General features: G+C 67.2%; 14 protein-coding genes. 9 read left to right on the top strand and 5 right to left on the bottom strand.

Going from position 1 to position 13,922, the window contains the following annotated elements:
• The first annotated feature begins 1 nt into the window (after position 1).
• Positions 2-775, top strand: coding sequence for a class II glutamine amidotransferase (locus SZ55_RS16645; protein WP_044408526.1), 774 nt, complete (start codon positions 2-4; stop codon positions 773-775).
• 13 nt (positions 776-788) lie between these two features.
• On the top strand, positions 789-1,313 hold the full coding sequence (locus SZ55_RS16640) for a DUF2937 family protein (protein ID WP_044408523.1): 525 nt from the start codon (positions 789-791) through the stop codon (positions 1,311-1,313).
• Here SZ55_RS16640 and SZ55_RS16635 read toward each other — a convergent pair whose 3' ends face one another.
• On the bottom strand, positions 1,314-2,738 hold the full coding sequence (locus SZ55_RS16635; RefSeq protein ID WP_044408520.1) for an aminotransferase-like domain-containing protein: 1,425 nt from the start codon (positions 2,736-2,738) through the stop codon (positions 1,314-1,316).
• Between the two features lie 98 nt (positions 2,739-2,836).
• Between SZ55_RS16635 and SZ55_RS16630 the strand changes: the two genes are divergently transcribed.
• Genes SZ55_RS16630 through SZ55_RS16605 form a run of 6 tightly spaced genes read left to right on the top strand, consistent with a single transcriptional unit; the run spans position 2,837 to position 8,340 of the window.
• Positions 2,837-3,775, top strand: coding sequence for a DMT family transporter (locus tag SZ55_RS16630; protein ID WP_044408517.1), 939 nt, complete (start codon positions 2,837-2,839; stop codon positions 3,773-3,775).
• Between the two features lie 3 nt (positions 3,776-3,778).
• Positions 3,779-4,231, top strand: a complete 453-nt coding sequence (locus tag SZ55_RS29130; protein WP_044408514.1) for a Mov34/MPN/PAD-1 family protein — start codon at positions 3,779-3,781, stop codon at positions 4,229-4,231.
• 26 nt (positions 4,232-4,257) lie between these two features.
• Positions 4,258-5,673: a molybdopterin-synthase adenylyltransferase MoeB gene (moeB, locus tag SZ55_RS16620; RefSeq protein ID WP_044408510.1), complete on the top strand. Its 1,416-nt coding sequence runs from the start codon at positions 4,258-4,260 to the stop codon at positions 5,671-5,673.
• Between the two features lie 9 nt (positions 5,674-5,682).
• Positions 5,683-6,597: a PLP-dependent cysteine synthase family protein gene (locus SZ55_RS16615; protein ID WP_044408507.1), complete on the top strand. Its 915-nt coding sequence runs from the start codon at positions 5,683-5,685 to the stop codon at positions 6,595-6,597.
• Positions 6,598-6,620: 23 nt separating this feature from the next.
• A complete protein-coding gene (locus tag SZ55_RS16610) occupies positions 6,621-7,607 on the top strand; it encodes a serine O-acetyltransferase (protein WP_044408505.1) in 987 nt (328 codons plus the stop codon).
• A gap of 4 nt (positions 7,608-7,611) precedes the next feature.
• Positions 7,612-8,340 carry an alanyl-tRNA editing protein gene (locus SZ55_RS16605; protein WP_044408503.1) on the top strand — a complete coding sequence of 243 codons (729 nt, stop codon included), beginning with the start codon at positions 7,612-7,614 and terminating at the stop codon, positions 8,338-8,340.
• Between the two features lie 39 nt (positions 8,341-8,379).
• Here the strand turns inward: SZ55_RS16605 and SZ55_RS16600 are convergent, their stop codons facing one another.
• Both SZ55_RS16600 and SZ55_RS16595 read right to left on the bottom strand, forming a co-directional pair.
• Complete coding sequence (locus SZ55_RS16600; RefSeq protein WP_044408501.1) at positions 8,380-9,051, bottom strand: TIGR04211 family SH3 domain-containing protein; 672 nt, start codon at positions 9,049-9,051, stop codon at positions 8,380-8,382.
• Positions 9,052-9,261: 210 nt separating this feature from the next.
• Positions 9,262-9,783 carry a GNAT family N-acetyltransferase gene (locus SZ55_RS16595; RefSeq protein WP_044408498.1) on the bottom strand — a complete coding sequence of 174 codons (522 nt, stop codon included), beginning with the start codon at positions 9,781-9,783 and terminating at the stop codon, positions 9,262-9,264.
• Between the two features lie 308 nt (positions 9,784-10,091).
• Here SZ55_RS16595 and SZ55_RS16590 point away from each other — a divergent pair, with 308 nt between their 5' ends.
• On the top strand, positions 10,092-11,177 hold the full coding sequence (locus SZ55_RS16590) for a polyamine ABC transporter substrate-binding protein (RefSeq protein ID WP_044408495.1): 1,086 nt from the start codon (positions 10,092-10,094) through the stop codon (positions 11,175-11,177).
• A 153-nt stretch (positions 11,178-11,330) separates the two neighbouring features.
• On the opposite strand, the gene SZ55_RS16585 is transcribed toward SZ55_RS16590, so the two are convergent.
• Both SZ55_RS16585 and SZ55_RS16580 read right to left on the bottom strand, forming a co-directional pair.
• Positions 11,331-12,074 carry a TorF family putative porin gene (locus SZ55_RS16585; RefSeq protein ID WP_044408492.1) on the bottom strand — a complete coding sequence of 248 codons (744 nt, stop codon included), beginning with the start codon at positions 12,072-12,074 and terminating at the stop codon, positions 11,331-11,333.
• Between the two features lie 101 nt (positions 12,075-12,175).
• Positions 12,176-13,918 (bottom strand): amidohydrolase, encoded by a 1,743-nt coding sequence (locus SZ55_RS16580; protein ID WP_044408489.1) that lies wholly within the window; start codon positions 13,916-13,918, stop codon positions 12,176-12,178.
• Positions 13,919-13,922: the final 4 nt, after the last annotated feature.

Genomic DNA, 13,922 nt, shown 5'->3' with positions numbered 1-13,922 from the left:
CATGTGCGAACTGCTCGGCATGAGTGCCAACGTCCCCACCGACATCGTGTTCAGCTTCACCGGTCTGATGCAGCGTGGCGGCGGCACGGGGCCCCACCGTGACGGTTGGGGCATCGGCTTCTACGAGGGACGGGGGCTGCGCCTGTTCCAGGACCCGTCGGCCAGCGTCGATTCCGAGGTGGCGCGCCTGGTGCAGCGCTACCCGATCAAGAGCGAGACCGTCATCGGCCATATCCGCCAGGCCAACGTCGGCAAGGTCTGCCTGGCCAACACCCACCCCTTCGTGCGGGAGCTCTGGGGGCGCAACTGGTGCTTCGCCCACAACGGCCAGTTGGCCGACTTCCAGCCCGCTCCCAGCTTCTACCGCCCGGTGGGCGACACCGACAGCGAGGCGGCCTTCTGCGACCTGCTCAACCGGGTGCGCCAGGGCTTCCCGGAGCCGGTGCCGGTGGAGGTGCTGCTGCCGGTGCTGGTGCAGGCCTGTTCCGAGTACCGCACCCGGGGCGTTTTCAATGCCCTGGTCAGCGACGGCGACTGGCTGTTCTGCTTCTGCTCCACCAAGCTGGCCCACATCACCCGCCGTGCGCCCTTCGGCCCGGCGCGGTTGAAGGACGCCGACCTGACGGTGGACTTCCAGGCCGAGACCACCCCGGACGACGTGGTGACGGTGATCGCCACCGAGCCGCTCACCGACAACGAAACCTGGACGCGCTACCAGCCCGGGGCCTGGGCCCTGTGGCGACGCGGCGAATGCCTGGCCTCGGGCCAGACCTGAGAGGAGAGGGGCGATGCTGAGGAGCTACCTGAGGCTGGTGCTGTTCACCCTGGGGCTGCTGGTCGGCGTGCAGGTTCCCGGCTTCGTCGATGACTACGCCAAGCGCGTGGAGGCCCACCGACTGGAAGCGGAGCGTGCCCTGGCCGGGTTCCGCGAGACGGCCAAGCGCTTCTTCGACGGCAACCTAGACGCCCTGGTGGCGCATTACCGCCAGAGCGACGACCCGGTGATGCGCAGCGACGCCGACAGCGTCGCCACCCTGGTCAACCGCGATGCCTTGCTGCAGCGGGAATGGCAGGCCATGCAAGGGGCCTGGTACGCACGCACCTGGCACGTGCTGAGTGGGGCCGACCGCGAGCTGCTGCTGGAGACCGCCAATGCCTACAGCTACCAGGTGCTGCTGGTGCCCGAGGCCATTGGCTGGGGCCTGGCCTGCGCCTTCCTCCTGGCCTGGCTGCTGGAGAGCCTGGCGCTGGGCCTGGGGCGCCTGGCCGGTGTCGGCCGCGCCCGCAAGGTTCAGCAGCGCCACTGGCGCTGATCAGGCTTCGAAACGTTCCGCCCCGTGGCGCAGGGTGCTGGCGAGGGCGAGGAAACCGTCGTACAGCAACTGGTCGCTGGTGGAGGCATTGCTGACGCTGGCGCGTACGTACTGGGGCACTGCCGCCCGGCCGACGGCGAAGGTTTCGGCGGCAGTGATCAGGTAGTTGCGCAGCTTCAGGTCGGCCTCCACGTCGGAGGCGCGCCAGGCCTCCGGCACCTCGATCCAGAAGTGCGGACTCTGTGGGTGGGTACGGTATTGCAGCCCGTCCAGCAAACCTTCCACGAGTGCCTTGCGCCGGCCGATCTCGGCGATCTGCTGGTGCAGCAACTTGCTCGCCGTGCCGTTTTCGATCCATTGGGTGGACAGCTCCAGCGCCAGGGGCGTGGCCATCCAGCAGGTGGCACGCAACGCGGCGGCAATGCGGCTGACCAGCGTGGTCGGTGCATGCAGGTAACCCACCCGCAGCCCGGCCGCCACCGCCTTGCTCAGGCTGCTGATGAGGATGCAGCGCTCCGGCGCGTAGTGGGTCATCGGCGGCGGGCGGTCCTCCACCAGCACGGCGTGGGCCTCGTCCTCGATGATCAGCAGGTTGTGCTCGCGGCACAGCCGCGCGATGGTCTCCCGCCGCTGCGGTGAGAGCACCGCCGTGGTGGGGTTCTGGATGGTCGGCGTGCAGTACAGCGCCGACACCCGGTTGCTGCGGCACAGCTCGTCGAGGGATTCCGGGACCAGCCCTTCCTCGTCCATGTCCACGCCCAGCAGCTTGATGCCGAGCATGCGCGCCACGGTGATCAGTCCGGGGTAGGTGAGCTGCTCGGTGACGATGGTGTCCCCGGCCCGCACCAGTGCCATCAGGGTGCAGAGCAGGCCGTGCTGGCCGCCGTTCACGCACAGCACCTGGTCCGCCTGGGGCTGGAAGTCGCCGTGGCCGAGCCAGTGCGCGCCCGCCTGGCGGTAGCGCGGCAAGCCGGCGTCCGGCGTATAGAGCGCCAGTTCCCGCAGGGTCTGCGGGTCCCGCGCCAGGTCCATCAGGCTCTGGGCGAGGAAGGCGGTTTCAGGGCCGGGGATGTGCATGTTCCGGCTCATGTCGTACAGCTCCGGCGCCTCCTCGATGAAGTTGCGGAAGCCCTCGTCGCGCTTGCGCTCCAGGCCGCGACGCCGCACGAAGGTGCCGTCTCCGACCCGCGCCACCACCAGCCCCATTCGCTCCAGCTCGGCATAGGCGCGGCTCACCGTGCCGATGGTGACCCCCAGCCGGTCCGCCAGGTTGCGGTGGGGCGGCAGCTTGGAGCCGCCTTCGATCGTCCCTTCCAGGATCCTGATCTCCATCGCTCCGGCGAGGCGCTTGTACTTGGCGCCCTGTCCGGAATTCAGTGCGTCTTTCAAGATTGACACCGTGTCAATAATTGGTTTGACAGCCATTTTTCGTCCTAATAGCCTGATTGAGCCGTGTCAATCAGTGATTGATACCTGGATTTTAGGGGTCAATTTAGCAACTACGAAGGATTGTCATCATGCCAATGTCCGCGGTAATTGAAAACACCAGCAAATCCAGGAAGCAATGGCTGGGGGCATTGGTCACCAGCCTGCTGTTCCTGACCGTGTGCCTCAGCTGGGGCACCACCTGGCTGGGCATCAAGATCGCCGTGGAAACCGTGCCACCGCTCACCGCCTCCGGCCTGCGCTTCCTCATCGCTTTCCCGTTGTTCCTCTGCTTCGCCCTGATCCGTGGCGACTCGATCTTCTTCCCCCGGGGCAGCTTCGGCTTCTTCGTGTTCGTCACCCTGTGCTACTTCAGCGTGCCGTACTACCTGCTCAACTACGGGGAGACCCACGTCTCCTCCGGGCTCACCGCGCTGCTGTTCAGCTGCATGCCGGTGTTCATCCTGATCTTCTCCTCGCTGTTCCTGCAGGAGCGCATCTACCTCTCCCAGGTGGTGGGCATCGCCATCGGTTTCGGCAGCCTGTTCATGATCCTGCGCGGGCAGGGGCTGAGCCTGGAACACTCCGAGGCCGTCGGCGTGCTGGCCATCCTCGCGGCGGCCGTGATGCATGCGCTGTGCTACGTGGTGACCAAGAAGAAGGGCGCGGAGATCAGCGTCATCACCTACAACACCCTGCCCATCGGCCTGGCCGGCCTGATGCTGTTCCTCGTGGGGCTGGGCGTGGAGCAGCCGGATTTCGGCGCCATCAGCGGTCGTTCCTGGGGGGCGCTGGCCTACCTGGGGCTGTGCGCGTCGGTGGGGGGCTTCATCGTGTACTTCTTCCTGCTCAAGCGCCTCAACCCGGTGATCCTGTCCTTCGTCTTCATCATCTTCCCGGTGTTCGCGGTGATCATCGGGGCCTGGTACGAAGGCCACACCATCTCCCGTGACCTGGCGTTCTATTCCTCGCTGCTGTTGATCGGCTTCGCCATCACCAAGGTGCCCATGGAAAAGTTCCTGGCGAAGAAGGACTGACCCATGGCTGACCAGGACGTCTTCAGCGCCGAGGTCCTCGGCGCCATCTACCGCCATGCCGCCGAGACCTACCCCGAAGAGTGCTGTGGCTTCGTGTTCGCCGATGCCCGGGTGCACCGTGGCGAGAACATCCAGAACCAGCTCAACGAGCGCAGCCCCGAGGTGTATCGGCGCAGTGCCGCCAACGGCTACACCTTCGCGGTCGCCGACACGCTGCTGCTCAACCGCAGCCTGCGCGGGGACAACCCGGTGCGCGTCATCTACCACTCCCACCCGGACGTGGGGGCCTATTTCAGCCGTGAGGACGAGGACAAGGCGCTGTTCATGGGACAGCCCATCCACCCCGTGACTTACCTCGTGGTGGACGTGCGCGCCGGCGAGGCGATGGGCGCCAAGTTATTCGAATGGAACGGCGAAGGATTCGTCTGCAGCCGGGAATTCCCCGGCAACCCATAACGACCTGCAAGAAAAGGAGTTTGGCTATGAATGTGGTGATCTTCCCCGACGTACTGGCGCGGGTCGCCAAGTTGCCCGCCGCGCGGGTGGAAGGCGAGGGCCGGACGGTGCGCGAGCTGGTGGAGGGCATCTGCGAGCAGCATGCCGCCCTGCGCGAGCACCTGTTCTACGGCAACGCCCAGATCAAGGAGCACTTCCTGCTCACCGCCAACGGCGAGCTGGTGGACGTGGACAGCGAACTGGCCCCGGGCGTCGAGCTGGACATCATGCTCGCCACCTCCGGCGGGCTGGATGTCGACGAGCTGAGCAACGACGAAGTGCGGCGCTACGTGCGCCACATCACCCTGCCGGACGTTGGGCGCCAGGGGCAGCTGCGACTGAAGAAGTCCCGCGTGCTGGTGGTCGGCACCGGTGGCCTGGGCTCTCCGGTGAGCCTCTACCTCGCGGCAGCCGGCGTCGGCACCCTAGGGCTGGTGGATTTCGACCGGGTGGAAAGCAGCAACCTGCAGCGCCAGGTGGTGCATGGCACCTCCACCCTCGGGTTGCCGAAGGTGGAGTCCGCCCGGCGCCGCCTGGAGGACCTCAACCCCAGCATCCAGATCCACGCCCACGATTGCGCAATCACCCCCGACAATGCCATGCGCCTGGTCGGGGACTACGACCTGGTGGTGGATGGCACCGACAACTTCGGCACCCGCTACCTGCTCAACGATGCCTGCGTGCTGCTGCGCCGGCCGCTGGTGTACGGCGCTCTGCATCGCTTCGACGGGCAGATGAGCGTGTTCAACCACCAGGACGGCCCATGCTACCGCTGCCTGTTTCCCAAGAGCCCGCCTGCCGAACTCGCCCCCAACTGCAATGCCGGCGGCGTCATCGGCGTACTGCCGGGCGTGGTCGGGCTGATCCAGGCCACCGAGGCCATCAAGCTCATCCTCGGCATCGGCGAACCCCTGGTGGGCCGCCTGATGCGCTTCGACGCGCTGTCGATGAAGTTCTCCGAAATCCGCTTCAAGCGCCGCGCGGACTGCCCCACCTGCTCGCCAAGCCGCACCGACCGCGAGCTGCAGGTGGAGGAGCCGGTGGTCTGTGCTTCCAGCCAGATGAGCGAGTCGACCCTGCCCGCCGACTTCTTCGTCAGCCCGCGCGAACTGCAGCTGAGCCTGGCCCGGGGCGAGAAGCTGCAACTGCTCGATGTGCGCGAGCCGAACGAACTGGAAGTGTGCCGCCTGCCCGGCAGCCTCAACCTGCCCCTGGGCGAGCTGGAAGCCCGCCTCGCTGAACTCGATCGCGAACGCCCGCTGTGCATCGTCTGCTACGGCGGCACGCGTGCCGAGCGCGCCGCCCAGCTGCTGCTCAGTGCCGGCTTCACCGGCTTGCGGGTGCTGCAAGGCGGCATCAAGGCCTGGGCCCGGGATGTCGACCACGACATGCCGCTGTACTGAGGGACCGAGATGATCCACGAATCGCTGCTTCAGGCTATCGGCGAGACACCCATCGTCCGCCTCGCTGCCTTCAGTGCCGAAACCGGTCTGGAGGTCTACGCCAAGCTGGAGTCCCTCAACCCGGGTGGCAGCCACAAGGCCCGCATCGCCCTGGCCATGGTCCGTGACGCCGAGGCGCGCGGCATCCTGGTGCCCGGCAGCGGGCAGACCATCATCGAACCCAGCGGCGGCAACACCGGCATCGGCCTGGCCATGGCCGGCAACCTGCTCGGCTACCGCGTGGTGCTGGTCATCCCCGACAACTACAGCCCCGAGAAGCAGAAGCTGCTGCGGTTGTACGGCGCCGAGGTGGTGCTCTCCGACAGTCGCCGTGGCAACAACTCCCACGGCGAGAAGGCCATGGAACTGCAGCTGGAGAACCCCGGCTACGTGATGCTCAACCAGCAGCGCAACCCGGCCAACCCGGAGATTCACCGGCGCACCACTGCGCAGGAAATCCTCCGGGACTTCGACGACCGGCCGCTGGATTGCCTGGTGGCCGGCATCGGCACCGGTGGGCACATCACCGGCCTGGGGGAGACCCTCAAGGCACGCTGGCCGCACCTGCGGGTGTTCGGCGTCGAACCGGAGCAGTGCGACCTGCTCAACGACCGCCACGCCCCCCATGAGATCCAGGGCCTGTCCATCGGGCTGGTGCCGCGCATCCTCAACTTTGATGTGCTGGACGGCATGCTCAAGGTCTCCAAGGCCGCCTGCCTGGAGCGGGTGCGCCACACCATGCGCACCGACGCCATCAGCCTGGGGTTGTCCTCGGCGGCCAACCTCGTGGCTATCGCCGAGCTGGCCCATGAGCTGCCCACCGGCACCCGGGTCCTGACTCTGGTGTACGACGGTGTCGACAGCTACCTGCCACATTTCGAATGACCAGCCAGGGGAGGGCTAACAGCATGTGGGGATATCTCGATCGGTTGAAACTCTATGACGGCTTGCTGGACCACCTGGTCCGCATCCTGTCTTCCGATGAGCTGGGTGTGCTCATGCCGCACCTCGACGGCATCATGGAAGTGGCCGTGCAGCAGGTGGCCGAGGACCTCCAGGCCTATGCCGCGCGCGACCCCGCGTCCTGCGGGCGCACCGGGCTGATCCTCGAGACCTATGCGTCGTTCAAGGCCATCCTCTTCCATCGGCTGGCCCACCAGGTGTGGCTCCATGGCGGGCTGGCCGAGCGCGAGATCATCGCCCACAAGCTCGCCAGCGTCGGCAAGCTGCAATCCGGCGCAGAGATCCACCCGGCTGCGCGCATCGGGCGGCGCTTCGTGCTGGATCATGGTTTCGGCACCGTCATCGGCGAAACCTGCGAGATCGGCGACGACTGCTACCTGCTGGCGGGCGTCACCCTCGGCGCCAGCGGCATCGCCGACAACCCCGGCGGAAAGCGCCACCCTCGGCTCGGCAATGGGGTGGAGATCGGCGCCGGCGCGCGCATCCTCGGCGCGGTGAGCATCGGCGACAACGTGTTCATCAGCCCCGCCTGCGTCATCACCCGGGACGTGCCCGCCAACACCCGGGTGAGCATCGTCAACCAGTTGCAGATGCAGCGGGCCAGCATGTCGTCCAGCTGCGGCTTCCTCGGTGCGTTCGTCCTCGGCGAGCGCCTGCACCTGGTGGGCGAGCTGCCCGAGTCGGGCGAGGTGATGGTGCTGGACGCCGACCACCGCCGCCTCGGCTGCCTATCCCTGGAATGCACCCTCAGCGAGCAACACCACCGCCAGTACCGCCTGCGCAACCTCGGCGCCGTGGTGCCGGCCCCGCGCTACCCCCTGAACCTGCGCATCGTCGGGCCGGTCCAGGACATCACCCTGCTGGACCCGCCGGGCCTCTGTGCCCTGGTCAGGTCCGTGCTGCAACCCCACCTCATCAGCATAGGAGGCTGACCTCATGTCGGTATTCACCCTGCATACCCATGCCCTGTTCGACGAGGCGCCTTACCAGCGCACCTTCACTGCCCGCGTCCTCGCCGTCAGCGAGCAGGGCGTGGCCCTCGACCAGACCCTGTTCTATCCCACCGGCGGCGGCCAGCCGGGTGACCAGGGGCACTTCCTGCTGCCCGATGGCTCAGTGGCGACGGTGATCGGCACCCAGCGCGACCCGCTGCTCAAGTCGATCATCTGGCACCAGTTGGAGGAGGGCGCGCCGGTGGTCACCACCGGCATGGAGCTGCAGGGCTGCCTCGACTGGGAGCGCCGCTACCAGCACATGCGCATGCACACCTGCCTGCACCTGCTCTGCTCGATCATCGATGCACCGGTCACCGGCTGCAGCATCGGTGCGGAGAAGGGGCGCCTGGACTTCGACCTGCCCGAGTCCACCCTCGACAAGGAGGTGATCACCCAGAGCCTCAACGAGCTGGTCAATGGCGCCCTGGACGTACGCGTCCACATGCTGCCGTCCAGCGACTACCAGACCGTGCTGGAGATGACCCGCACCCAGGCCGTGGCGCCGCCGGTCATGCAGGGCATGGTGCGGGTGGTGGACATTCCCGGTGTCGACATCCAGCCCTGCGGCGGCACCCATGTGAAGAACACCGCCGAGGTCGGCCAGGTGGTCTGCGACAAGATCGAGAAGAAGAGCCGGCACAACCGGCGTGTCACCCTGCGCTTCGCGTGAAGCGCGAGCGGCCCGGATGGACTCGGGCCAACACCCGCCTCAGATCCACTGGTCGTTGCGCTTGCGCCTGACCCGCAGCAGCGTCGGCAGTACCAGCCCGGCCAGGAGGCCGGCACCGGCAATGCTGCCGCCGTACACCATGTAGCGCATCAGCACCTGCTTGTTCTCATCCCCCAGCTGCGCCTGGGTCTCGCGCAGGTCCGAACGGGCCTGGCTCAGCTCGCTGTCCAGCGAGGCGCGGGCCGCCTGGAGTTCGTCGATCAGCGCCTTGCGTGAATCCAGCGTCTCCTGCATGCCTTGCACCCGTTGCTTCCAGGTGTCGTCAATGCCGGCCAGTTGCGTGCTCAGCTCGGCCACCTTCTGTTCCAGCTGTGGCAGCCGCTCGGCCTGGCCGGGCACCTCCTGCAGGTCGCGGCTGGGAATCCACACGGCGCTGCCGTTCTCCCCCCGTACCTGGCTGTAGTCGCCCTGGGTCGAGAGCAGCTCCACCTTCTGCCCCGAGGTCAGCGTACCGACGATGCGGTAACCATCGGTGGGGCCGCTGCGGACGTAGGTGGTCAGGCTGTCGCTGATCCAGCGGACGTTGCCGGCTTTCTCCTCCTCGGCCAGGGCGGCACTGCCGGCCAGCAGCAGGCCGGTGGCCAGGCTGGCGCCGAGCAGGCGCGGGGAGAGCAGGGAGCGGAAGGCGAACGGGGGACGGGGTCGGGACATGGCGCAATCTTCATAGGGTGATGGACGGGCCCGCCGGGCGGGCATGACGGAAGCCGGCTCCCTGTCGCAGGAGAGCCGCGTCCGGATGGCCCATGGCCATGCCGTCCACCCGGCGAGCCGACAGCGAACTGACAGCTCGCGACCCACCGGAGTTCACTCAGGGCCGGAAAGCGAGACGGTTGGCCCCGTCGTTCCAGCCCCGTCCGTGACTCAATGAGTGGCCTGCACCACCCGGTAGTTCAGCAGCAGTGGCTCGTCCGCCAGCTCGATCTGTTGAACGGCGCGGGGCAGGTCCTGCAGCACGGCCTGCCAGAAGGCGAGGGCGGTGGCATCGTCCTGGTAGAAGCGCACCAGCCAATCGCGCTCCCCGCTGGTCAGCACCTGGGTGACCAGTGCGCGCCCCAGGCCCTGGCGCCGGTACTTCTTGAGGATGAACAGGTCCGCCAGCTCCAGCGCGTCCATCCCCGGCAGCTCGCTGGCCTCCACCAGCAGGAACCCGGCGATGAAGCCGTCCACCAGCAGCAGGTTGGCGCTCCAGTCGGGCTCCTGCCAGTAGCGCACCAGGTGCTCTTCATGGAGGTAGAAGCGGCCGTCGGCCTCCACGTCCTCCTGCTCCCAGTCCGAGGACTCATAGGCATAGAACTGGTAGAGGTTGCGGATCAGGTCGGCCTGGTCCGGGCCGGTCTGGACCAGCTCGACGACAGGGGCGGAGAAGGGAGGCAGGTCGCGCATCGGGCACTCGTGGCAGTGAAGGCGGGGTGCGTATTTTCGTCGCGGTCGAGCCGGCGGTAAACGCCCGAATCGCCGCAGGGCGCGGCGTCGGCCCGGCCGGGGTATCGCGGCCCGCGCGCCAGGCTGCCGGCAAGTACTTGTAGGCCGCCCGCGCCAGTCGCATTCTTGCCAGCGGGCCCGCAGGGAAGGATGGGCCCCGCGCAGACATTGTCTCGTCCCCATCCTGCGGATGAAGCTGGCGACACGCCGGTATCGTTCTACGCTTGCGGTGCCTCGTTCACCCTTTCTACAGCCAGGAAATAACCACAATGAGACGTTCCTTCGCGCCCATGCTCCTGACCCTCGCCGTATCCGGTGTGGCCCAGGCAGCGGATACGGTGAAGATCTACAACTGGACCGACTACATCGCCCCCGACACTGTCGCCAACTTCACCAAGGAGACCGGCATCAAGGCCGTCTACGACGTGTACGACAGCAACGAGACGCTCGACGGCAAGTTGATGACCGGCAAATCCGGCTACGACATCGTGGTGCCCTCCAACCACTTCATGGCCAAGCAGATCCAGGCCGGCGCCCTGAAGAAGCTGGACAAGTCCCAGTTGCCCAACTGGAAGAACCTCAACCCGGTGCTGATGAAGGCGCTGGAAGTGAACGACCCGGGCAACGAGCACGGCTTCCCCTACATGTGGGGCAGCACCGGCATCGGCTACAACCCCGCCAAGGTCAAGGCCGTGCTGGGCGACAACGCCCCGCTGGACTCCTGGGACCTGATCTTCAAGCCTGAGTACATGGAGAAGCTCGCCAAGTGCGGCGTCGCCATCCTCGACAACGGCCCCGAGCTGCTGCCCATCACCCTCAACTACCTCGGCCTGCCGCACCACAGCCAGAAGGCCGATGACTACAAGACCGCCCAGGCCGCGCTGCTCAAAGTGCGCCCCTACGTGCGCTACTTCCACTCCTCCAAGTACGTGGGCGACCTGGCCAACGGCGAGATCTGCGTGGCCGTCGGCTTCTCCGGCGACATCCTCCAGGCAGCCACCCGCGCCAAGGAGGCCGGCAACGGCGTCGAGGTGAAGTACTCGATTCCCAAGGAAGGCTCGCCCATGTGGTTCGACATGGTGGCCATGCCCGCCGACGCCCCGAATGAGAAGGCCGGCTACGCCTTCATGAACTACCTGCTGCGCCCCGAAGTGATCGCCGGCGTGAGCAACTACGTGAAGTACGCCAACGGCAACAGCGCCTCCGATGCCCAGGTGAACCCGGACATCAAGGCCGACCCGACCATCTACCCGCCGGAAGAGGTCATGGCCAAGCTGTTCGCCCTCGAAGCCATGCCCATGAAGCTCGACCGCATCCGCACCCGCGTGTGGAGCACGGTGAAGACCGGCAAGTAATCCGCACCCGAACCCGAAACGCCCCGGCTTGCCGGGGCGTTTTCGTTACGAGGGCCGAGATTGGGCGCTGCTCGATGCGTAGCGTCCACCAGCGGCGTTGCGGATGGCCCCGATGGTGGACCGATGAAGCGTGGCCCACCTTGCACCCGGCCCTCAGAACGTCTTGCTGACGCTTGCCACCACCGTTGCGCTGCAGGTGTCGGTGAAGCCGTAGTTGCTGGCGCACTGGCTTTCCGAGAGGTCGGTGTCGACGTAGGCGAGGCCCCAGGTGACACCGAGGAAGTCGCGGGTCAGCTTGGCTTCCCACTCGCGGTACGACTCGCTGCCGGTGCCGCTGCGGGACCACAGCAGCGGGTCCTTGAAGTCCATGCGCCCGTAGCGCAGCTCCAGGCCGACATCGAGAGGCAGCCGGGTTTCGTAGCCGACCCAGGTGTAGAGGGTGTCCTGGTCCTCGCCGATGGCGTTCGGGGCATCGGCCGAATAGTAGGCGGCGGCCTTGAAGCCGTAAGCATCGAGCACGGCGTACACCTCGCTCTGGTTGAACTGGCTTTCCTTCGGGTAGGCGTACTTGATCACGCCCAGGTCCAGGCTCACCGCGTCCGTGGCCTGCCAGTACCAGCCGGCGTAGTAGTCCACCTCCTGGCGGGTCTTGAGGCCGAAGCCGTAGTCGACGTTGGAGGTCCAGGCACCGGCGTAGAGGCCGCTGGAGTGCAGCAGCGTGGCGCCGGCCTGGGCGGCCGGGTCGCTCTGGGTCTGCGAGATGCCCCGGGTGCGGTAGTCGCTGGTCAGTTTGAGGTCGATCTCGACGGCCAGGTCCTCGCTGATCGGCAAGGCGGCCTGGCTGCACAGCGGGGCCAGCGCGAGGCCGGCGAGGAGGAGGGTGGTGGAACGCTTCATGGTGGATTCCCGATCTTGTGATTGTTATGGGCAGATGAAGGGCAAGGCTTCGCCCGACTCCCATGCAGCGGGAGCCAGGCATCAGCGGTGGAGCGGTGTTGTTATCGGGCGGCGGTGTAGACCTCGCGGCCGCCGAACCAGGTCTTCAGCACCCGGGTTTCGGCCAGGGCCTTGGTGTCCACGGTGAACACGTCGCGGTCGAGGAGGATGAAGTCGGCCTGCTTGCCGACGGCCAGCGAGCCGATGCGCTGCTCCTGGCCGATGGCTCGGGCGGCGTTGAGGGTGTAGGCGTAGAACATCGTCTCCCGGTCCAGGCGCTCATCGGCATTGAGCACGCCTTTCTCGCCCTCGCGGGTCACGGCCTGGGCCATGGCGGCCCAGGGGTTGGGCGAGGACACCGGCCAGTCGCTGGCGCCGGCGAGGGTTGCCCCCTGCTTCAGCAGCGAGTGCGCCGGGTACTGGTAGCGGAAGGCGAAGGCGCTGACGTAGGGCTTGACCATGTCCAGCGTGTAGTCGTCCCCGGCGGCCCAGAGCAGCTGCATGGAGGCGATCACGTCGAGCGGCTTGAAGCGCGCGAACTCCCTGGGGTTCACCAGTTGCAGGTGGGTGATCGAGTGGGTGATGCCGCTCTGCCGGTCTCGGCGTGCCTGCTCGATGCCGTTGAGCGCCTCACGCACCGCACGGTCGCCGATGGCGTGGATGTGTACGAGCCAGCCGCGTGCATCCGCCGCGCTGACCAGTTCGCCGAAGTGCGCCGGGTCGATCAGCAGTTCGCCCTGCTTGTGGCTGTTGCTGTACGGGTCGATCAGCGCCGCGCTCTGCGCCGGGTACTCCAGCACGCCGTCAGCGAAGACCTTGATCCCCGGCAGGCTCAGGTTGTCGATGCCCTGGAACTGTTGGCGCACCTTGTCCAGGGTGTCCAGGTCGGCGGGGCGGCTCTTCGGGTGGGCCACCAGCAGCGCGGCGACGTGGGCGGTCAGCTCGCCCTTGTCCGCCAGGGCCTTGTACACCGGCAGCACGCCGACGGACTTCTCCGTGGGCTTCAGGGCGAACAGCGGCTCACCCGGGGCACCGTTGGCGGCCGGGTCCATCCAGGCTGTCACGCCCAGGCTATTGAAGGTGTTCACGGCGTTTTCGCCCGCCCGCAGCAGGGTCGCGGCTTCCAGCGGTGGCAGTACGGCGGCCACGCGGTCCCAGCCGGCATCCACCAGGAAGCCGTTGGGCGCGCCGTCCTTGCCCAGGCCGATGGTGCCGCGCTCGGCCTCGGGCAGGCTGGCCAGCAGCTTGGCGTCGATGCCGGCGCGCTGGCGCATGGCGGCGTTGGCCCAGGCGGTGTGGTGGTCGCTGCCGACGAAGACGATGGGCACCCCGGCCCACTCACCCCGGTCGAAGCGCTGGCCCAACGCTTCGGCCTGAGCCCAGTAGGCCGAGGTCATCCCGCCCACGTAGAGCGCATCGCCCCGGCGCGCAGTGCCATCGTCACGCCAGGCCCGCAGGCGTTTCTCCAGCTCGTCCAGGCCCACCTGCTCATCGCCCATGTTGGCGGTGGACATCTCCAGGCCGCCGAAGATGGCGTGGGCGTGGGTGTCGATCAGCCCCGGCATCAGTGCCTTGCCGCCCAGGTCGATGCGCTGGGTGCCGGCGTCCGCCAGGGCGCTGATTTCCGCATCGCTGCCCACCGCCAGCACCTTGCCGTCCGCCACGGCCAGGGCTTGCGCCATCGGCCGGGCCTTGTCGGCGGTGAAGACCTTGCCGTTGAGCAGCACCATGTCGGCGCCGGCCATGGCTTCCCACGAGGCAAAAGCCAGTGCCGTGGCCAGGAGTCGAGGAACGAAGTTTTTCACGGGA

It is taken from the genome of Pseudomonas sp. FeS53a, from assembly GCF_000931385.1.
In the GTDB taxonomy this organism is placed as follows: domain Bacteria; phylum Pseudomonadota; class Gammaproteobacteria; order Pseudomonadales; family Pseudomonadaceae; genus Metapseudomonas; species Metapseudomonas otitidis.
The sequence above is the reverse complement of the archived record's forward strand: the minus strand, read 5'-3'. Positions and strand labels throughout refer to the sequence as shown.

Bases quoted from the DNA above. Each gene is read 5' to 3' on its own strand.
- SZ55_RS16605 (WP_044408503.1), top strand. From the start codon at position 7,612: ATGTCGGTATTCACCCTGCATACCCATGCCCTGTTCGACGAGGCGCCT.
- SZ55_RS16645 (WP_044408526.1), top strand. From the start codon at position 2: ATGTGCGAACTGCTCGGCATGAGTGCCAACGTCCCCACCGACATCGTG.
- SZ55_RS29130 (WP_044408514.1), top strand. From the start codon at position 3,779: ATGGCTGACCAGGACGTCTTCAGCGCCGAGGTCCTCGGCGCCATCTAC.
- SZ55_RS16630 (WP_044408517.1), top strand. From the start codon at position 2,837: ATGTCCGCGGTAATTGAAAACACCAGCAAATCCAGGAAGCAATGGCTG.
- SZ55_RS16600 (WP_044408501.1), bottom strand. From the start codon at position 9,051: ATGTCCCGACCCCGTCCCCCGTTCGCCTTCCGCTCCCTGCTCTCCCCG.
- SZ55_RS16610 (WP_044408505.1), top strand. From the start codon at position 6,621: ATGTGGGGATATCTCGATCGGTTGAAACTCTATGACGGCTTGCTGGAC.
- SZ55_RS16595 (WP_044408498.1), bottom strand. From the start codon at position 9,783: ATGCGCGACCTGCCTCCCTTCTCCGCCCCTGTCGTCGAGCTGGTCCAG.
- moeB (WP_044408510.1), top strand. From the start codon at position 4,258: ATGAATGTGGTGATCTTCCCCGACGTACTGGCGCGGGTCGCCAAGTTG.
- SZ55_RS16635 (WP_044408520.1), bottom strand. From the start codon at position 2,738: ATGGCTGTCAAACCAATTATTGACACGGTGTCAATCTTGAAAGACGCA.
- SZ55_RS16640 (WP_044408523.1), top strand. From the start codon at position 789: ATGCTGAGGAGCTACCTGAGGCTGGTGCTGTTCACCCTGGGGCTGCTG.
- SZ55_RS16590 (WP_044408495.1), top strand. From the start codon at position 10,092: ATGAGACGTTCCTTCGCGCCCATGCTCCTGACCCTCGCCGTATCCGGT.
- SZ55_RS16615 (WP_044408507.1), top strand. From the start codon at position 5,683: ATGATCCACGAATCGCTGCTTCAGGCTATCGGCGAGACACCCATCGTC.
- SZ55_RS16585 (WP_044408492.1), bottom strand. From the start codon at position 12,074: ATGAAGCGTTCCACCACCCTCCTCCTCGCCGGCCTCGCGCTGGCCCCG.